The organism is Microbacterium dextranolyticum (assembly GCF_016907295.1).
Classification (GTDB): domain Bacteria; phylum Actinomycetota; class Actinomycetes; order Actinomycetales; family Microbacteriaceae; genus Microbacterium; species Microbacterium dextranolyticum.
Genome location: NZ_JAFBBR010000001.1, coordinates 2,498,229 through 2,516,686, shown reverse-complemented (window position 1 = coordinate 2,516,686; position 18,458 = coordinate 2,498,229). Strand labels below are relative to the sequence as shown.

Here is an 18,458-nt window from a genome sequence, read left to right as displayed (position 1 = left end):
CCGTGCGCGGGACCGGTGCGATCCTCGCGGTGCTGGCCGCCGCGCTCTGCTTCGCGACCACCGGCACGGCGCGTGAGCTCTCCGGCGTCGACGCCGACACGGTGTCGGTGGGGGCCGCCCGCGTGCTGATCGGCGGGGGCCTGCTGGGCGCGATCGCCCTGTTCTCGGCGGTGCGGCGCCGGGGCGGGGTCGTGAGTCCGGGGGTCAGTGGTGCTCGGAGCGACGGGACGGTCGGGGCCGGGGCATCCGCTCGTGTCCGCCCGCGGCACCGAGCACCGTCGTGGTTCGTCGTCCTCGTCGGCGTCGCCGGGGTGCTGGCATATCAGCCGACGTTCTTCACCGGCACGCGCCTGAACGGGGTCGCAGTCGGAACCGTGCTTGCTCTCGGATCGGCGCCGATCGCGACGGGCATCCTCAACGCGGTGCTGCGACGTCAGCGACCGGACCTCCGCTGGATGATCGCGACGGCGGTCGCGCTGCTCGGCGTCGCGCTCGTGTCGGGCCTCATCGGGCCGCAGGGCGCGGGGGATGCCTCGAACGGAATCGGCGGTGCGGGCATCGGCGGGGTGGCGGCGTCGCTGGGCGCCGGGGCCTCGTACGCGCTGTACGCCGTCGCGAGCAAGATCCTTCTCGACCGTGGATGGAGCGCGGTCCGCGCCATGGGGGCCGTCTTCGGAGTCGCTGCGGTGCTGAGTCTTCCGGTGCTGCTGATGACGCCCACCGCGTGGCTCTGGACGCCCGCGGGTGCCGCCCTCGCGCTCTGGCTGGGCGTCATCACGGTGACGCTCGCCTATCTGCTGTTCGGGTGGGGACTCGGTGGCCTACGCCCCACGACGGTCGCCACCCTGACCCTCGCCGAGCCTCTTGCGGCGACCCTGCTCGGGCTCGTCGTTCTCGGAGAGCGGCTGAGCACTGTCGCTGTCGTCGGCCTGGTGGTCCTCGCGCTCGGCCTCGCGATCGTGAGCACGCCCGGTGGACCGAGGGGCCGCGGCCGCGCCTCGGTGGCCTGACGGTGAAGCGGCCTGACGGTGGGGCGGTCTGACGGTGGGGCGGCCGCCAGGCGGCCTGTTCGCGCCGCTCTCGGCTGGGCATCCAGCCGTGTCCCACTTTCTGTCGTTGTGAGGGCTGCCGAACAGCAGTTTGTGGGACATGCCTTGCTGAAAGTGGGACATGCACCGCCGAAGTCGGGGCGTTATTCGCTTCGTGAAGCCGGGCGGATGCCGTCGGGGTCGCTCACGGCGCGGCATCCGACCGTGTCCCACTTTCTGTCGTTGAGGGGGTACGTGAACAGCAGTAAATGGGACATGAGCTGCCGAAGGTGGGACATGCGCTGCCGGACATGAACACCTCTTGCGTTGCGCGGTTGAGCGGATGCCCTGGAGGATCGCTCTCGGCGTGGCATCCGACCGTGTCCCACTTTCTGTCGTTGTGGGGGTGCCCGAACAGCAGTAAGTGGGACACGCCTCACCGAAAGTGGGACACGGCCCGCAGAAACTGGGACACGGCCTGCAGAAACCGCAGAAAGTGGGACATGGCTTGCGTCGTACGGATGCCGGGTGCCGGATGCCAGGGGCCGAGGGCGGGGCCCGACGCGGCCGAGACAGGACCCGCCCCCCCGGGGGCTCAGGCGCTGAAGCGGGCGAGGAAGGCGCGGGTGCGGTCCTGTCGGGGCGCGGCGAACAGCTGGGCGGGGGAGCCTTCTTCGACGATGACGCCCTCGTCGAGGAACACGACCCGGTCGGCGACGTCGCGGGCGAAGGCCATCTCGTGCGTCGCCATCAGGATCGTCGTCCCCTCGCCGGCGAGCGCGCGCACCAGCTCGAGCACCTCGCCCACGAGTTCGGGGTCGAGGGCCGAGGTGATCTCGTCGAGCAGCAGCACCTCGGGATCGGTCGCGATGGCGCGGACGATCGCGGCGCGCTGCTGCTGCCCGCCCGAGAGCCGGTCGGGGTGCGAGCGCGCGAATCCGGCGAGACCGACCCGTTCGAGCAGGCCCAGTGCGCGCGCCTCGGCATCCTTCTTCGCGATGCGATGCACGACTCGCGAGGCGAGCGTGACGTTGTCGAGCACCGAGAGGTGCGGGAACAGGTTGTAGCTCTGGAACACCGCACCCAGACGCGCCCGCACACGGTTGCCGTCGACGCGCGGGTCGGAGATGTCCTCGTCGCCGAGGAAGATCTGGCCGTCGTCGATCGGCTCGAGGAGCCCGAGGCAGCGCAACAGGGTCGACTTTCCCGATCCGGATGCCCCGATGAGGGCGACGACCTCATGCGGCGCAAGGGTGAGTGAGACGCCTCGCAGCACGTCGCGCTCGCCGAACGACTTCCAGACGTCGTCCGCGCGCAGCAGCGCGGATGCCGAGGCGTACGGGCTCTCGGCGCACGGGCCGGCCGTGTCGGTCACAGGATCGCGCCCGTCTGCTCGCGCTCGCGCAGGCGCGCGGTGTACCAGTCGGTGAGCCGGATCGAGGGGATCGCGAGCAAGACGAACAGCACGCCTGCCACGACGTACGGGGTGAAGTTGTAGGTGAGGGATGCCATGGAGCGGGCGGCGGCGATGGCATCCACCGCTCCGAGGATCGAGATCAGGCCGACGTCCTTCTGCATCGAGATGACGTCGTTCATGAGCGGCGGGGTCATCTTGCGGAGGGCCTGCGGCAGCACGACGCGGCGCATCGTCTGGGCATGACTGAGGCCGAGGGCACGCGCGGCGAGACGCTGCGAGGGGTGCACCGCCTCGATGCCGGCGCGGATCACCTCGGCCACGTACGACGAGTAGGTCAGCGTCACGGCCATGACGCCCAGCACGACGAGGGGGATGCGGGTATTCGTGATCGTCGGCAGTCCGTACCCGACGAGGTAGAGCACGATGATGAACGGGAACCCGCGGAAGAGGTCGGTGTAGCCCGCGGCGAGTGCCCGCAGCGGGAAGAACACCGGGCCGCGCAGGGTGCGCAGCAGCGCCACCGTGAGCGCCACGATGCCCACCGTCACGATCGACAGACCCAGCACCTGGAGGTTCAGCAGGAAGCCGTCCCACACCTTCGGCAGCGCCTGGAGCGCGACGCCGGGATCGAAGAACGCGGACTGCACCGCGGCCCAGCCCTGCGTATTGATGACGCTCACCCAGATGCTCGCCGCGAAGGCCAGCGTCGAGGCGATCGCGATCAGCACCGAGCGTCGCTCACGACCGCGTCGGTAGGCGCGGCGGCCCTGCTCGAGGGTGCTCGGGGTGTGCGAGGTCACGGGACGACGTTACCCGAGCGGATCACTTCAGCTGAGGGATGCCGTCGGTGAGCACCGCGAGCCAGGTCTTCTTCAGGTCGTCGAGCGTGCCGTCCGCGCGCAGCGCGTCGACGGCCTCGCTCACCCGCGCGGTGAGGGGCGAGCCCTTACCGAGCAGGAACCCCCACTGATCCGGGATGCCGGACGCCGGCAGCTGCCCGACCACGAAGGAGTTCTCGATGTAGGGGACGGTGGTCGCCACGTACGCGGTCGGCGTGTCGAGCACGATGGCATCGATCTGGCCGGCCTTGAGGGCGGCCACGGCGTCTTCGTTCGATCCGTAGAGGCGAGCGGGGGTCGCCGGTGCGATCGCCTTCTCGAGTGTCGCCGCGCTCGTCGACCCGGTCATCGCGCCGAGGACCAGGTCTTTCAGACCGGCGATGTCGCTGATGCCGTCGGCCTTGCCCCCCTTCACGGCCACGACCGACTGGGTGGCCTCGTAGTAGGGCGTCGAGAAGTCGACGGCCTGCTTGCGCTCGTCGGTGATCGTGTACTGCTGGATGTTGAGGTCGAAGTTCTTCGGGCCCGGCGCGATCGCCGACTCGAACGAGGTGCGCACCCAGACGACATCCTCTTTCGCGAAGCCGAGCTTCGCGGCCACGGCGTAGGCGACGGCCGACTCGAAGCCCTTGCCGCTGGCAGGGTCGTCGTTGATGACGTACGGCTCGTACGCGGTCTCGCCCGTGGCGACGGTGAGCTTGCCCGGCGTGATGTAGCCGCCGTCGGCAGCGGCGGAGTCGGATGCCCCGGCGGACGCTCCGCCGGCACAGCCGGTGGTGATCAGGGCGAGGGCCGCGGCGGTCGCGGCGAAAGCGGTGCGCAGGGCGGGGCGCGTCATGAGGAGACCTCCAGGTGTCGGATCGGCGGCCCGCATCGTGTGCTGTGAAACGGATGCCGCCGCATCCATCATCGCTTCCCCGCGCGCGACCGCCGTTCGCCCGCGTCCCTTTGTTACGCGCTGGTCATGCTCTCCAGGTCTGCGGCGCCGGGGGCGATGGTCCCGAGGCCGCGGCGCCGCGGCGGCGCGGTCAGCTCTTGCCGAGCTCGTCCAGCATGCGACGCTGCTCGGGCGTGAGGCCGTCGTCGAGATCCTGCCGGGCTCGTGTTCCCGTACCCGGCTCGGTGGCCGGAGCGGTGGCAGAGTCGGCGGAGCCGCCCGAGCGGCGCCCGAAGGCCGAGTCGTACAGCTGCCCCGTCCTCGCCTCGACGATGTCGTCGATCCGTGCGTACACGAGCCAGCCGACCGCGATGATGACCGGCGGCAGGACGTATGCCCACAGCCAGCCGCGCACACTGATGCCCGACAGCAGCAGGGTGAGGACCCACACGATCGCGGCGACGACCAAGACGATGCCCGCTTGCACGAGCCATTCGGATGCTCGGGTGCGCTCGGCGGCGCTCTTGGCCGCAGCGCGCTGGAACGCTCGTTGGGCGAGGGGCTTCACGACGATCTCCGCGACGGTCAGCACGACCGACGCCCAGATGGCCGCGATGCCCACCCGGGCCGGGGTGAGCAGCCCGATCAGCAGCAGCACCACGATGTTGAACGCGTACAGCGACAGAAAGCGCACGACCCAGGTCTTCATGCCTCCAGCGTGGCACGGCTGCGCGCTCATCGGTGACATCAGCCCACCGGAGCGGCGTGCTCCGTCTCGAGCGACGGGGTGAGGGAGGCGTGGGGTGCTCGGTGCGCGGCGGTGGCATCCCGTCGCCCCTGGCGTGCGGCGGCGGCGATCCAGGACTCGCGCGTGGGCGCGTCGCTGAAGCGCACGGGCGTGCGCCGCGTGATGCCGACGGTGCGGATGCCGCAGTACGCGAACGTCGCGCGGGCGAGCGACGCCTCGGCGGCGCCCCGGTACACGAGTCGGTTCCACAGACGCGGCGAATCCATCGTCATCGTGATCCGTGCCGTGCGCCCGCGCAGCAGGCGCTCCGACAGGGCGTTCCGGTCGCGGTAGCGGAACGCCGCGCCGGAGAGGAACACGCGGTCGATGAGCGCCTTCAGGGCGGCGGGTGCGGTGCCCCACCACTGTGGGTGGAAGACGGCGAGGTGATCCGCCCACAGCACGTCGTCGAGGTAGCGCGCGACCTCCGGGTCGAGCGGCAGGTCGTCGGGTCGATCCGGGCGCGGGGCGCGCAGCTGGCCTGCCGAGTGCGGGTGGGCGGGGATCGGGTCGTGTGCGAGGTCGATCGTCCGCACCTCGGCGCCGGCGCCGCGCGCAGCGTCGACATAGGCCTGGGCGAGAGCGTGGTTCAGGCTGTCGGGCAGAGGCGTTCCGACGATGACGAGCAGGCGACGGTTCATGCGTGGCGTCCTTTCGCGATGACGATCTCGGTGAGCGTCGCCAGATGGGTGTTGAGCGTGGTGGCGTCGATGGCGTGGGGGGACCGGCGCGGGTCAAGTCGCGGATCGGTGAGCATCGCGGTGAACTCCTGTTCGAGCTCGCCCCCCGCGACGCGCACCAGCTCGGCTCCCCGCGCGGTGAGCCCGAGCATGACCCGTCGCCCATCGCCGGGCGCGGCCGTGATCCAGCCGTCCGCGACGAGCGCGGGGACGCGCTTGCTGACGGCGGCCTTGGTCACGCGCAGGCACTGCGCGAGCCCCGTGATGTCGACGGGTGCGGTCTCGGAGAGCGTCGCGAGCAGCTCGAAGAGATTGAACGTGACGCCGTGGCGCTCGCGCAGCCACGAGTCCGCGAAGATGTCGAGCTCGCCGACGAGCTCGTGCAGGGTGACGGTGACGCGATCGGCCATACGACGAGTCAACCAGTTGACTATCCTCAAGTCAACTCGTTGACTCGCGATGGTCAGTGGATCGAGACCAGCTCGTCCAGGTCGTCGGCGGGAAGGGCGTCGACCGTCGCCGTGACCTCCATCTCGACGAGATCGGCGCGCCCGTCGAGCACATTGAGGAAGGCGGTGTCGGCGGCATCCCGCCCGGTCGCGACCCGGACGAGGCTCTCGCGCGGGGCGAGGGTCGTGGCGTCGACGACACACCACCGTCCGTCGACCCACGCCTCGGCCACCGCGTGGAAGTCCATCGGGTCGAGGCCCGGCGCATACACCGCGACGAGGCGCGCCGGCACGCCCCGCGCCCGCAGCAGGGCGACGCACAGGTGGCTGTAGTCCCGGCACACGCCGCGACGGGCGAGGAGCGTCCGCACCGCGCCGTCGGTGGGAAGACTCGAGCCGCTCACGTACGACAGCTGCGTGCCCACCCACGACGAGACCGCGGTCAGCAGTGCCGCATCGCCGTCGATGCCGTCGAACTCCGCGGCCGCCGTCGGCGCGAGGGCGTCGGATTCGGCGTAGCGGCTCGGTCGGCCGTAGACGAGCAGCTCGGTGTCTTCGGCTCCGAGTGGCTCCGCGGCGCCGTCGATCGTCGCGGCGTAGTCGACGACGAGGCGCCCCGGCGTTGCGCGCAGACGGTGCAGACGGCCTCCGTGCGCGTCGCGCAGCTCAGTCGGGGTGAGGGGTGCGCCGTCGATCGTGGCGGCGAACGACTCGGATGCCGGCGCGTAGGCATCCGCCACCGCGATCGCGAAGACGAGGTCGGCCGTCTCGGTGACGTTCAGGGCGATGTGGCTGGTCACGGTCCGCTGCATGCGCCCCACCCTGCCATGTCCGTCCGTCCGCCCCGTGACCCTTGACAGGAGCTCCGAAGCGCCGGTTCGGAAGCGCCGTTGTGTGGGATGCCCGCGTCGCGCGCCACATATCGGCACCTCCGAACGCGCGGGCGACCGGACGGTCGGGCGCGGGGTCACTCGTCGGCGTCGGCCCCGCGCAGGCGCATCTCCTCGAGGTCGAGGTGGCCGTCGATCCGGCGCACGATCAGATCGTCGATCGTGCCGTCGCGGCGCAGCTTCTGCAGCACCTCGCGCTTGCGCTCGATGATCGCGAGCTTCAGGCGGGTGATCTCCTCGAAGCGGACGAGAGGCGAGCGCTGCGTGAGGTCGATGCCGGTGCTCGTCGCGAGCATCTCGAGCGAGCCGACGGATGCCGGGGCTCCGGCGGGGGCGTCGGTGGACGGCACGACGAAGCGCAGACTGCGTGTCTCGTCATCGATCCCGTCGCGTTCGCGCGCGTCGTCATCGCTGCTCGAGAGGTCGCCTGCCGACACCGGTCCCGTGTCGGACGCACTGCTCTCGCCGAGCATCGTCTCGAGCTCGGCGATGCGCGCGTCGTCGGCACCGCGCTGGCGTGCGTACGCACGGGCGTTGGCGAGTTCGAGACGCTCGTACCCTTCGCGGCGCGCGCGGTCGCGAACGCCGTCGCTGATGCCGTGCTCGACGGCGAGGTCGTCGATCGCGGCGATCGCGGCGCCCGTGATCGTCCGCTCGGCCAGCTCGTACTCGTCGGCGACCGCGCCGTCGTCGGGCAACTTCGCCCAGCGGACGACCGCGGGCAGCAGGGGGCCCTGCACGAGCAGGCTGAGCAGGATCACTCCCGCGGTGACGAAGACGACCGCGTCGCGCCCGGACAGCTCGCCGGCGCCGCGGATCGTGTCGGGCACCGACAGCGCGATCGCCAGCGAGACCGCGCCGCGGAATCCCGCGACCGCGCTGACGATGCGTCCGCGGTTGCCGCCCAGGGCGCGGCGCCGGGCGACTGCGCCCATCGTCCCTGCGTCGGGCGTCCCGGGACCCGCCGTGCCCGCGGACGGGCGCGCGAACGGCGAGAACAGCAGCTGGAAGAGATAGCGCACCACGAGGAGCGCGGCCCACGCCGAGACCGTCACCAGCAGCAGCACCCCGATGAGTCGGGCGGGGATGTCGTGCACGACGTACTGCACCTCGAGACCGATCAGCACGAACAGCGCGCCGTTGAGCAGATACACCCCGAACGGCCACGCGGCGACGGCTTGCCGGCGCGATGTCGCCGTCGTGATGCGCGGCAGCATCCACGCGACGATGAGTCCGGCGAACACGACCGCGAGCACGCCTGAGGCGTGGACGAACTCAGCCGCCAAGAACGCGGTGAACGGCACGAGCAGCAGTGCCGTGTTGATCACGATCGACGAGCGGGTGCGGCGCAGGCCCAGATACGCCAGGTAGGCCACGGCGATGCCGGCTGCCGCCCCGCCCAGATACGAGACGAGCACGGTGCCCGTGATCGACCACGGCGTCACGGTGTCGCCGAGGGCGAGAGACAGAGCGATCGCGTAGACGACGAGAGCGGTGCCGTCGTTGGTGAGGCTCTCGGCCTTGAGCTTCATGAACATGCGCGGGGGGAGCAGGCGGCCCAGGGCGGCGACGGCCGTGGCATCCGGCGGTGCGACGGCCGCGCCCAGCAGCAGCCCGGTCTCCCACGGCATGCCGAACAGGGTCGCGATCCAGGCGACCGCGAGGGCGGATGCGACGACCAGCAGCGTGCTCATCGGCACGATGTAGCGCAACGACCGGCGGACCGCGCGGAGAGAGGTCGTCAGGCTCTCCCAGAAGAGCATCACGGGAAGGAACAGCAGCAGCACGGTCTCGGGCGGCAGCTGGATCTCGCGCAGCGGCGGCACGAAGCCGAGGGCCAGCCCGATCACGACCAGTAGCAGCGGCGTCGCGATCCGCAGGCGTGGGGCGAGCGCCGTGCCGATCAGGATCGCGAGACCCAGCAGGACCGTGACTTCGAGACCTTGCATGGCATCCCCCTCCGACGCGTCCACGGACAGTGTGCGCTGAGTGTCCAGCGCTCCGCCACCCGCAGGCATTCCCGATCCGCGAGGCGTCGGGCCGTGTCGGTTCCGGCCTCGCCGCTTCGGGGCCTCGCCGCTTCGGGGCCTACGGGTTTGGGGCCGCGCCGGTTGGGGCCTCACCGGGAGGAGTTCAGGCGAACAGCCCCGCTCCCACGTACGATCCGGGCTCGGCGCCCGGCGGAACCGCCCAGATCCCCGAGCCGATGTGGCGCACGTATTCCGCCATGAGGTCGGTCGACAGCGAGCGCTGCAGCGTCACGAACTGCTCGGGCGAGCGCTGATACGCGAGGAAGAACAGGCCCGCGTCGAGTCGACCGAGCGCGGTGTTGCCGTCGACGTAGTTGTAGCCGCGACGGAGGATCCGGATGCCGCTGTTGGCGTCGGGGTGGGCGAGGTGCACGTGGCTGCGGGTGTCGATCGCGGGATGCCCGCCGGGGCCGGCCGCGGCGAAATCGGGCGCGGTCTGCTCGGATCCGCCCGACAGCGGCGCGCCCTGTGCCTTGTCGCGCCCTGTGATGCGCTCCTGCTCGCTCAGGCGCACACGGTCCCACGTCTCGATGAGCATCGCGATCTTGCGTGCGACGAGGTACGAGCCGCCCGCCATCCACGCCTGGTCGTCGGCGCCGTCGACCCACACGTGCTGATCGAGGGCCGCCGTGTCATCGGCGAGGATGTTGGCGGTGCCGTCCTTGAACCCGAACAGGTTCCGCGGCGTGGCCTGCGCGGCCGTGGTCTTGGACGTCTTGCCGAAGCCCAGCTGCGACCACCGCAGCTTCGCCCGGCCGAACGCGATCCGGCTGAGGTTGCGGATCGCGTGCACGGCGACCTGCGGGTCGTCGGCGCAGGCCTGGATGAACAGGTCGCCGCCCGAATGCTCGGCATCGAGGTCGTCGCCGAGGAAGTTCGGCAGAGACTGCAGCGCCGCGGGGCGGCGAGCGGCGATGCCGTACCGGTCGGTGCCGTCGGCGGCGGTGAACAGGGTCGGCCCGAAGCCGAACGTGACGGTGAGCCCGTTGGCGGGAAGACCGACCGCCTCGCCGGTGTCGTCCGGCGGTGCGGCGGGCGAGCCGCCGGTGGCACCGGTCGCGCTGACGTCGAGTCCCTCGCAGATCCGTGACGCCGCATAGGACCAGTCCTGCAGCAACTCGATGAGGTCCTCGCGGGTGGTGCGGGGCATCATGTCGAACGACGCGAAGTGCAGGTGGTCCTGCACGGGCGTCGTGATGCCCGACTGATGCATGCCGTAGAACGGGTGCACGGATGCCCCGGCGTCCGCCGCGCGGGCGCGCCCGACCGCGACGCCCGCCGCCGAGCCGGCGCCCGCGCCGAGCGCGAGCCCGGCGGCGCCGACACCCGCCGCGAGGCCGAGCAGCCCTCGCCGACTCAGCCCGCGAACATCGGCGCGGCGCGGTGTCGCGTCGGGGCTGTCTGTCGCCTCCGGCGCAGCCTCGGGCGGGGTGGGGGCGCTCATTCGAGGATCGTCGAGGTGAGCTGCGACAGGGGCTCGGCGAGCGCGTTGATGAGATCGGTGAACTCGCGCTTGTCGGACTCGGTCAGGGTGCTGTACGTCACGAAGCCCGTAGCCAGCGAGCCGTGGCGCGCCAGCGAGGCGTCGAGGTCGTCATAGCCCCGCTGGATCTTCGAGACGAGGTTCTTGCCCTTGTCGCCGCTCGAGGCCGCGAACTCCTGGACGAGCGAGAAGGCCATCTTCGAACCCTCGACGTTGGCGGCGAAGTCCCACAGGTCGGTTCCCGACCACCAGTCCTCCTCGCCCGAGATCTTGCCGGTGGCGACCTCGTCGAGCAACGCGATGGCGCCGTTCGAGATGCCCGCGACACCCTGCGCATCGAGGGCCTGGGTGAACTCGTCCGAGTGCACGTAGTCGTTGAGCTGCCCGACGTCGGCGATCAACTGGTCGCCGTGCGTGGCGCGCTCGGCCGGGGTGGAGGGGGCCCAGTCCTTCCACGCCGGCGTCGAGCCGTCGGAGTTCACGGCGTCCTGTGCCGGCACCCACAGATCCTTCTCGATGCGGTGGAAGCCGGTCCAGGTGAGGCCTTCTGCGGCGGCGTCGACCTCGCGGTAGTCGATGCGCGGGTCGAGGTCGCCGAGCGACTCGGCGACGGGCTCGATGCGCTCGTAGTACGCGCGGGTCGTCGGGAAGAGCGTGCGGGCCTTGTCGTCGTCGCCGGCCTTGTAGGCGGCGACGAACGTCGCCACCGCGGGCACCAGCTGCTCGACCTGGTCTTTGACGAACGAGGCGTAGAGGGTCACTGCCTGCTGCTTCTGCTCGGCGTCGTCACCGGTCGCGGCGATCTTGTCGCCGGTGACCGAGAACCCGGTGCGTCCGACGCCTTCGCCCACCATGCCGGGCTTGCAGAGCGTGTAGTAGTCGCCGGGCTGCGCGAGCACGGTGAGGCTCCGCGAGGCGCCGGGAGCGATGTTCTCGACCTCGCCGACGATGCGCAGTCCGTCGTTCGCGAGCAGGTAGAACTCGCTGACGTCCGAGCTGGCGTTGGTGACGTCGAAGGTGAGGGTTCCGCTCGAGGCGGTCGCGGTCGACACATCGCACGCGGTGTCGGTGGAGGTCACCTTCAGGGCGCCGGAGGCGGCGACGTCGGATTTGGCGACGCAGCCGGTGAGGGCGAGTGCGGCGAGGCCCACGGTCGTGGTGACGGCGAGCAGGCGGGACGGGGTCATCGGGCTCCTTGCGGTTTCGGTGCAGGGGACGGTGAGGGGTGGGGTGCGGATGCCGGGGCATCCGTGCCGGCGGGGGCGGGGGCATCCGTCGAATCGATGGTCGAGTCGGTGGTCGAAGGGGTGACCGGGCGGGTCGGGCGGCGGCGCAGCCCTCGCACGAAGATCGTCCCGACGATCGCGAGGTAGAGCGTCCAGGCGACGACCTGCAGCCAGGACATCTGCGGCATGAACCCGACGGTTGCCTGCAGGAGTGCCGCGGCGGGCGAGCCGGGCGGGATCGCGCCGCTGACGTCGAAGGCCCAGCCGAACGGGAACGCGGCCCAGCCGGTGGTGACGGCGCCCGACGCGTCGACGGGTGCGAGCGACGAGAACGGCCCGGGGACGACACCCGCCTCCTGCAGGTCGTGGATCGCATACGCGAGCACACCGGCGGCCACGACGACGAGGAAGGCACCCGTCCAGGCGAAGAAGATGCGCAGGTCGATCCGCACCATCCCGCGGGCGAGCAGCCAGCCGAGGACGACCGAGGCCACGAGCCCGAGGAGCGCTCCGAGGAGCGCCGCCGGGGTGTCGTCGAACGACTGGACCATCGACCACAGCAGCAGGGTCGTCTCGATGCCTTCACGGGCGACCGAGACGAATCCGATCGCGACGATCGCCCACGCGCCGCCCGTGGACAGAGCGCGGTCGATGCCGCCTTCGAGGCTGCGCTTGAGCGTGCGCGCCGTCTTCTGCATCCAGAAGATCATCCAGGTGACCATGGCGACGGTCAGCAGCGACATCAGGCCGCCGATGAGCTCCTGCGCCTGCGTCGTCAGGGCGTAGGCGCCGAAGGTGAGCACCGCGCCGATGCCGACGGCGAGGGCGATCGCCAGCCCGACCCCGGCCCAGAGGCGCGGCAGGACGTCGCGTCGGCCGATGCGGGAGAGGTAGGCGACGAGGATGCCGACGACGAGGGCGGCTTCGAGGCCTTCGCGGAGGCCGATGAGGAAAGTGGCGAGCACGGTGATTCTTCGGATGGAGTGACGGAGGCCGGTACCCGCTGCCTCGTCGCAGTGCCGTCATCCACCGCGGAGAAGTGCGGACGAATGTAGGTTAGGTGAACCTCACTAGCGGCGAGAGTACACCTCTACGGACCCTCCGCTCAAATGGCATCCCTCCGCGCGGCGGGAACTCCGTGCAGATCACTCCTGCGCGTGCCGGTCGAGGAAGGCGTAGACCTCGCCGTCGTCGACCCCGGGGAACTCCCCACGCGGCAGCGGCGAGAACATCTGCATGTGCACGCGGGCGCTCGGCCACGCCTTGCCGTCCCAGCGCCGCGTCAGCTCGGCGTCGGGCCGTCGGCAGCACGCCTCGTCGGGGCACGTCGACACGGCGCGCTTCTGCGTCTCGCGCCCGCGGAACCAGCGGGCATCGTCGAATGGCACCCCCACCGTGATGGAGAAGTCGCCCTCGCGGGTCTTGCCGGTCTGGCTCGAGCACCAGAACGTCCCGGCCGGGGTATCGGTGTACTGGTAGTGCTCCGTCGTGCGGTTGCGCTCGGCGAAGGCGGAGCGGGCCGCGAACTCGCGGCAGACGATCTGACCCTCGACCGAACCGGTGACATCCATCGGTACCGGCAGGTCGTCGTTCTCGAAGACGCGGGTGATCGCTCCGGCCCCGTCAACGCGCAGGAAGTGCAGCGGGATGCCGATGTGCTGCGTCAACAGGTTCGTCAGCCGCATCCCCGCCGCCTCATGCGTCACGCCGAAGGCGTCGCGGAAGTCCTCGACGGCGAGGTTCCGGTCCTTCTTCGCCTGAGTCAGGAAGGCGACCGATGCCGTCTCGGGCATGAGGCAGCACGCGGCGTAGTAGTTGATCTCGAGCCGCTGTTGCAGGAAGTCCGCATAGTCGGTGGGCGGCGTGTGCCCGAGCAGGCGGTGCGCCATGGCCTGCAGCGCCATCGAGCGCAACCCGTGCCCGCCGGGGATCGAGGCCGGCGGCAGGTAGATGCGGCCGTTCTCGAGGTCGGTCACCGAACGGGCGGAGTGCGGCAGGTCGTCGACGTAGAGCAGCTCGAACCCGAGCTGTTCGGCCATCACGCTCACCGAGCGGTGCGTGAGTGCGCCCCCGGTGTGCCCGGCAGCGCGCAGCTGCTTCTCGGCGAGTTGTTCGATCTCGGGGAGGTAGTTGTTCTTCTCGCGCATGCGCAGCCGCAGCTCGGTGTTCGCGCGTCGGGCCTCTTCGGGGGTGGCGATCGCCTCGCGCTCGCGACGCTGCAGCTCACGGTGCAGGCCGAGGACCGCGTCGATCGTCTCGTCCGGCATGGTCTTGGTGACGCGCACGGGCTCGATGCCCAGGCGTCGGAACACGGGCGAGGTCTGGGCGCGTTCGAGCTCGAGTTCGAGGGCGGCACGCCGATTGGGCGGCTCGGGGGAGAGGAGATCGGTGACGTCGGTCCCGGTCGCGTGCGCGATCGCCTGCAGGAGCGACAGCTTCGGCTCGCGTTTGCCGTTCTCGATGAGGCTGAGCTGGCTGCCCGCGACGCCGACGAGGGCGCCGAGCTCGTCGAGGGTGTACCCCCGGGCGACCCGGTGGTGGCGGATGCGGTGACCGAGAGTGGAGAGCTCGAGTGCGGAGGTCGGCATTCCTTGAGCATAGCGAAAGAATCGAGATTCTTGATGGCGTTTAGGTGCGAAAGTATGCCGTCGAGGGTCGCATTGTGGAAACACACCCCACTGAAGGAGCTGACATGGCCATCGCCGACCTGATCACCCGTCCCGCCGCTGGCACCTCCGTCGTCGGTGGTACCGACGCGACGGCTCGCCGCACGTTCGGCGCCCGCCCCGTCATCTCCGGTGCGGGCATGAAGGCGCTGTACGCGTGGGTCGACGAGGTCGCCGCCCTCACCCGTCCCGACCGCATCCATTGGCTCGACGGCTCGCGCGCCGAGAACGACGAACTGCTGCGCGCGCAGGTCGACGAGGGCACGCTCATCAAGCTGAATCCCGAGTGGCGACCCGGCTCGTACCTCGCCCGCTCCCACGCGAGCGACGTCGCCCGCACCGAGGCACGCACCTTCATCGCCTCCGCACGCGCAGAGGATGCCGGTCCCACCAACAACTGGGTCGCTCCCGACGAGATCCGCGCCACCATCACCCCGCTGTTCGCCGGATCGATGCGCGGGCGCACGATGTACGTCGTCCCGTTCTCGATGGGGGCCGTCGGTGGCCCGCTCTCGCACATCGGCGTGCAGCTCACCGACAGCGCCTACGCCGTCACCTCGATCGGGATCATGACGCGCGTGGGCACCGAGGTGCTCGATCAGATCGCCGCGGGCAAGCCGTGGGTGAAGACCGTGCACTCGGTGGGTGCGCCGCTCGCGACCGGCGAGAAGGATGCCGCGTGGCCCTGCAACGACGAGAAGTACATCGTGCACTTCCCCGAGACGCTCGAAGTGTGGTCGTTCGGCTCGGGATACGGCGGCAACGCGATCCTCGCCAAGAAGTGCTTCGCCCTGCGCATCGCCTCGGTGATCGGACGCGACGAGGGGTGGCTGGCCGAGCACATGCTGCTCATCCGGGTCATCAGCCCGGAGGGCAAGAAGTACCATCTCGCGGCGGCGTTCCCCTCGGCGTGCGGCAAGACGAACCTCGCCATGCTCCGCCCGACGATCCCGGGCTGGCGGGTCGAGACCCTCGGCGACGACATCGCGTGGCTGCGGCCGGGCGAGGACGGGCGCCTGTGGGCGATCAATCCCGAAGCGGGCTTCTTCGGCGTCGCTCCGGGCACGGGCGAGTCGACGAACGTCACCGCCGTCGAGACTCTCTGGGGCAACACGATCTTCACGAACGTCGCGCTCCGCCCCGACGGCGACGTCTGGTGGGAGGGGCTCACCGACGAGGTGCCCGCGGAGCTCACCGACTGGGAGGGAAATCCCTGGACGCCGGCGTCCGGACGCCCCGCCGCGCACCCGAACTCGCGTTTCACCGTGAGCGCCGGGCAGTGCCCGCAGATCGCCCCCGACTGGGAGACCCCCGAGGGCGTGCCGCTGGATGGCATCCTCTTCGGCGGACGTCGCGCGACCAACGTGCCGCTCGTCGTCGAGGCGACCGACTGGACGCACGGCGTGTTCATGGGCTCGAACATCTCGTCCGAGCGCACCGCCGCCGCCGAGGGCACCGTGGGCGAGCTGCGTCGCGACCCGTTCGCGATGCTGCCGTTCTGCGGCTACAACATGGCCGACTACTTCGGTCACTGGCTGAAGGTCGGGCAGAAGCTGCGCTTCGACCGGGCGCCGCGCATCTTCCAGGTGAACTGGTTCCGCAAGGGCGAGGGCGGCCGCTTCCTGTGGCCCGGGTTCGGCGACAACTCGCGCGTCATCGACTGGATCATCCGTCGCGTCGAGAATCGCGTTCCCGCCATCGAGAGCCCGATCGGCCGACTGCCCCGCGCCGAAGACCTGAACCTCGAGGGCATCGATGTGCCGACGCAGGATCTCGACGCCCTCTTCGAGATCGACCCCGCCCTGTGGCTGCAGGAGGCCGACCTCACCGAGGAGTTCTACGACACCTTCGAGGGCAAGGTGCCCGCGCCGCTGTACACCGAGCTGGCTGCGCTGCGCTACCGCCTGAAGCTCGCGCAGTCCTGACTCGGCCGGGCGCGACCTCTGCCACGCGTTCGGAGGCGTCATCGTGCGGGTGTCTGCGTGCCAGACCCGCCAGATGGCGCCTCCGAGGCATCCGCGAGGGGCAGGGATGTCATGCCCCCGGGCCAGAGCGGTGTTCAGAGGCGCCGTTGTGCGGGTGGTCGCGCACCCGACCCGCGAGATGGCGCCTCCGAACCCGGGACGGAGCGCGGGCCCCCGGTCAGACGAGCAGCTGGTGCCGGGCCAGGTCGCGGTAGAGGGGAACGGATGCCACGAGCTCGGCATGCGTTCCCTGGCCGACCACCCGGCCGCGGTCGAGCACGATGATGACGTCGCTGTCGACGACGGTCGACAGGCGGTGGGCGATCACGACGAGGGTGCGCCCGGCGGCGACCGCATCGATCGCCTCGCGCATGCGCTGCTCGTTCAGGCCGTCGAGCGACGACGTCGACTCGTCGAGCAGCAGGATCGGGGGAGCGGCCAGCAGGGCCCGCGCGATCGCCAGCCGCTGGCGCTCGCCGCCCGAGAGCATGACGCCCGCCTCGCCGACCGGGGCGTCGAGCCCGAGCGGGGAGCGCTCGAGCACCTCGCCGAGGTTGACTGCCCGCAGCACGCGCTCGCACGCCGCGTCGGATGCCTCGGGGGAGGCCAGCCGCAGGTTGTCGCCGATCGTGCCGGCCAGGGTCGGGGCATCCTGCTCGACGTATCCGAGCTGGGCGCGCAGGCGCGAGCGGTCGATGCGGCGCACGTCGGTGCCGTCCAGGAGCACCGCACCGTCCGACGGGTCGTAGAAGCGCTCGATGAGCGCCAGGGTCGTGGACTTTCCCGCCCCCGACGGTCCGACGAGCGCGACCCGCGCGCCGCGCGGCACGGCGAACGACACGTCGCGCAGCACATCGCCGTCGCTCTCTCGGACGTCCACGGTGTCGGCGTGTGCGTCGGCGAGCGTGCGCTGGGCTTCCTGCTCGGCGCGACGGCGCGCGTCGACGACGGCGCCCGGGTAGGCGAACCGCACCGAGCGGAACTCGATCGCGGGTGCGTCGCGCGTGACGAGCAGGTCGTCGACCGTCTGGATCGGGCCGGTCAGGTCGGGGTCGTGCGCGATGCGGCGGGCCGCGTCGACCGAGGCGGCGATCTCGGCGTCGCGGTCGGTCTCGGTGGGCAGGTCGAGGATCTCCTGAATGCGTCCGAGTGCGCCGAGTGCCTGGCTCACCGAGGTGAACGCGCCGAAGAACGACGCGAGCGGCTGCACGAGGAAGAAGAGGAAGATCACGAACGTGATGAGCTGCGCGATCGTGATCGCTCCGGATGCCACGCGGAATCCGCCGACGCCGAGCACGACCAGCAGCGACAGCTGCAGCGCGATCCCGGCGATGGGCACGATGAACGCCGAGGCCTTCGCCACCCGGACGCCCGCGTCGTAGGCATCCCGCGCCGTCGTGTCGATGGCGTCCTGTTCGCGCGTCGCGGCACCGGCGGCACGGATGGTGCGGATCGACGAGACGGCGCGTTCGACGCCGGATGCCAGGTCGCCGACCTTCTCCTGCTGCGCGGCCGTCGCGCGACGGATGCGGCTGCTGAGCGCTCCGACGACGGCGATGGACCCGCCGATCACGACGAGGATCAGCAGGAGCAGGATCGGGTCGATCAGGAGCATCGCGATCCCGGCGCCGACGAAGATCAGCGCGTTGCCGACCGAGTCGGCGAGTCCCTGTGTGAGCACGGCGTAGAGCAGGGTCGTGTCGGTGCCGACCCGCGAGACGAGGTCGCCCGTGCGCCGGGCGTCGTACTCCTGCACGGGCAGGTGCAGCAGTTGCGCGACGAGTCGGCGGCGGCTCGAGTAGACCACGGCGGTGCCGGTGCGCTGCAGCAGGAAGTGCTGGATGCCGCTGATCACCGACCCCACCACGACGAGAGCGACGAGCAGCCACACCAGCAGCCCCAGCGTGTCGCCGGCCTGCACGCGTTCGATGACCTGTCCGACGACGACCGGCTGCGCGAGGGTCGCGGCGGCGGCGAGCACGCTGAGGACCGCGACGACGACGAGGATGCCGCGCTGTTCGAACACGAACGGCAGAAGCTGGCGCAGGCTCGCGCGTGGGCCGTCGTCCTTCCGCGAGCGAGGAGAGCGGCCGGAGGACGAGGTGGCGCGAGCAGAGGACAT

General features: G+C 70.8%; 15 protein-coding genes. 2 read left to right on the top strand and 13 right to left on the bottom strand.

All coding sequences use genetic code 11. The features are described from left to right. The first annotated feature begins 2 nt into the window (after nucleotides 1–2). Nucleotides 3–1,010 (top strand): DMT family transporter, encoded by a 1,008-nt coding sequence (locus tag JOE64_RS11505; RefSeq protein WP_271202475.1) that lies wholly within the window; start codon nucleotides 3–5, stop codon nucleotides 1,008–1,010. Nucleotides 1,011–1,623: 613 nt separating this feature from the next. On the opposite strand, the gene JOE64_RS11500 is transcribed toward JOE64_RS11505, so the two are convergent. The 12 genes from JOE64_RS11500 to JOE64_RS11445 form a co-directional block, all read right to left on the bottom strand. Beyond that, on the bottom strand, nucleotides 1,624–2,349 hold the full coding sequence (locus JOE64_RS11500) for an amino acid ABC transporter ATP-binding protein (RefSeq protein WP_239532198.1): 726 nt from the start codon (nucleotides 2,347–2,349) through the stop codon (nucleotides 1,624–1,626). Between the two features lie 50 nt (nucleotides 2,350–2,399). Then, nucleotides 2,400–3,245: an amino acid ABC transporter permease gene (locus tag JOE64_RS11495; RefSeq protein WP_204964380.1), complete on the bottom strand. Its 846-nt coding sequence runs from the start codon at nucleotides 3,243–3,245 to the stop codon at nucleotides 2,400–2,402. 22 nt (nucleotides 3,246–3,267) lie between these two features. After that, nucleotides 3,268–4,122, bottom strand: a complete 855-nt coding sequence (locus JOE64_RS11490; protein ID WP_204964379.1) for an ABC transporter substrate-binding protein — start codon at nucleotides 4,120–4,122, stop codon at nucleotides 3,268–3,270. A 190-nt stretch (nucleotides 4,123–4,312) separates the two neighbouring features. Continuing rightward, nucleotides 4,313–4,870: a hypothetical protein gene (locus JOE64_RS11485; RefSeq protein WP_204964378.1), complete on the bottom strand. Its 558-nt coding sequence runs from the start codon at nucleotides 4,868–4,870 to the stop codon at nucleotides 4,313–4,315. 38 nt (nucleotides 4,871–4,908) lie between these two features. Next, the gene (locus JOE64_RS11480) at nucleotides 4,909–5,589 is read right to left on the bottom strand and encodes an NAD(P)H-dependent oxidoreductase (RefSeq protein ID WP_204964377.1); all 681 of its coding nucleotides are present in this window, start codon (nucleotides 5,587–5,589) and stop codon (nucleotides 4,909–4,911) included. Continuing rightward, complete coding sequence (locus JOE64_RS11475; RefSeq protein ID WP_204964376.1) at nucleotides 5,586–6,038, bottom strand: MarR family transcriptional regulator; 453 nt, start codon at nucleotides 6,036–6,038, stop codon at nucleotides 5,586–5,588. The genes JOE64_RS11480 and JOE64_RS11475 overlap by 4 nt, the downstream gene beginning before the upstream one ends. 53 nt (nucleotides 6,039–6,091) lie before the next feature. Next, on the bottom strand, nucleotides 6,092–6,889 hold the full coding sequence (locus JOE64_RS11470; protein WP_204964375.1) for a transglutaminase-like domain-containing protein: 798 nt from the start codon (nucleotides 6,887–6,889) through the stop codon (nucleotides 6,092–6,094). 155 nt (nucleotides 6,890–7,044) lie between these two features. Next, entirely contained in the window at nucleotides 7,045–8,916 is a 1,872-nt protein-coding gene (locus tag JOE64_RS11465; RefSeq protein WP_204964374.1) for a Na+/H+ antiporter, read from the bottom strand. A 184-nt stretch (nucleotides 8,917–9,100) separates the two neighbouring features. Beyond that, a complete protein-coding gene (gene efeB, locus JOE64_RS11460; protein WP_204964373.1) occupies nucleotides 9,101–10,441 on the bottom strand; it encodes an iron uptake transporter deferrochelatase/peroxidase subunit in 1,341 nt (446 codons plus the stop codon). Next, on the bottom strand, nucleotides 10,438–11,667 hold the full coding sequence (gene efeO, locus JOE64_RS11455; protein ID WP_204964372.1) for an iron uptake system protein EfeO: 1,230 nt from the start codon (nucleotides 11,665–11,667) through the stop codon (nucleotides 10,438–10,440). The genes efeB and efeO overlap by 4 nt, the downstream gene beginning before the upstream one ends. After that, complete coding sequence (gene efeU / locus JOE64_RS11450) at nucleotides 11,664–12,671, bottom strand: iron uptake transporter permease EfeU (protein WP_204964371.1); 1,008 nt, start codon at nucleotides 12,669–12,671, stop codon at nucleotides 11,664–11,666. The genes efeO and efeU overlap by 4 nt, the downstream gene beginning before the upstream one ends. Before the next feature lie 180 nt (nucleotides 12,672–12,851). Then, nucleotides 12,852–14,294: an XRE family transcriptional regulator gene (locus tag JOE64_RS11445; protein WP_204964370.1), complete on the bottom strand. Its 1,443-nt coding sequence runs from the start codon at nucleotides 14,292–14,294 to the stop codon at nucleotides 12,852–12,854. Between the two features lie 104 nt (nucleotides 14,295–14,398). Between JOE64_RS11445 and JOE64_RS11440 the strand changes: the two genes are divergently transcribed. After that, a complete protein-coding gene (locus JOE64_RS11440) occupies nucleotides 14,399–16,297 on the top strand; it encodes a phosphoenolpyruvate carboxykinase (GTP) (protein WP_204964369.1) in 1,899 nt (632 codons plus the stop codon). Between the two features lie 217 nt (nucleotides 16,298–16,514). Here JOE64_RS11440 and JOE64_RS11435 read toward each other — a convergent pair whose 3' ends face one another. Next, a complete protein-coding gene (locus JOE64_RS11435) occupies nucleotides 16,515–18,458 on the bottom strand; it encodes an ABC transporter ATP-binding protein (protein WP_204964368.1) in 1,944 nt (647 codons plus the stop codon).

Excerpts from the sequence above, each read along its gene's own strand:
- JOE64_RS11475 (WP_204964376.1), bottom strand. The coding sequence starts at position 6,038 with ATGGCCGATCGCGTCACCGTCACCCTGCACGAGCTCGTCGGCGAGCTC.
- JOE64_RS11485 (WP_204964378.1), bottom strand. The coding sequence starts at position 4,870 with ATGAAGACCTGGGTCGTGCGCTTTCTGTCGCTGTACGCGTTCAACATC.
- efeB (WP_204964373.1), bottom strand. The coding sequence starts at position 10,441 with ATGAGCGCCCCCACCCCGCCCGAGGCTGCGCCGGAGGCGACAGACAGC.
- JOE64_RS11490 (WP_204964379.1), bottom strand. The coding sequence starts at position 4,122 with ATGACGCGCCCCGCCCTGCGCACCGCTTTCGCCGCGACCGCCGCGGCC.
- JOE64_RS11445 (WP_204964370.1), bottom strand. The coding sequence starts at position 14,294 with ATGCCGACCTCCGCACTCGAGCTCTCCACTCTCGGTCACCGCATCCGC.
- JOE64_RS11480 (WP_204964377.1), bottom strand. The coding sequence starts at position 5,589 with ATGAACCGTCGCCTGCTCGTCATCGTCGGAACGCCTCTGCCCGACAGC.
- JOE64_RS11440 (WP_204964369.1), top strand. The coding sequence starts at position 14,399 with ATGGCCATCGCCGACCTGATCACCCGTCCCGCCGCTGGCACCTCCGTC.
- JOE64_RS11465 (WP_204964374.1), bottom strand. The coding sequence starts at position 8,916 with ATGCAAGGTCTCGAAGTCACGGTCCTGCTGGGTCTCGCGATCCTGATC.
- JOE64_RS11435 (WP_204964368.1), bottom strand. The coding sequence starts at position 18,458 with ATGTCCTCTGCTCGCGCCACCTCGTCCTCCGGCCGCTCTCCTCGCTCG.
- efeO (WP_204964372.1), bottom strand. The coding sequence starts at position 11,667 with ATGACCCCGTCCCGCCTGCTCGCCGTCACCACGACCGTGGGCCTCGCC.
- JOE64_RS11470 (WP_204964375.1), bottom strand. The coding sequence starts at position 6,889 with ATGCAGCGGACCGTGACCAGCCACATCGCCCTGAACGTCACCGAGACG.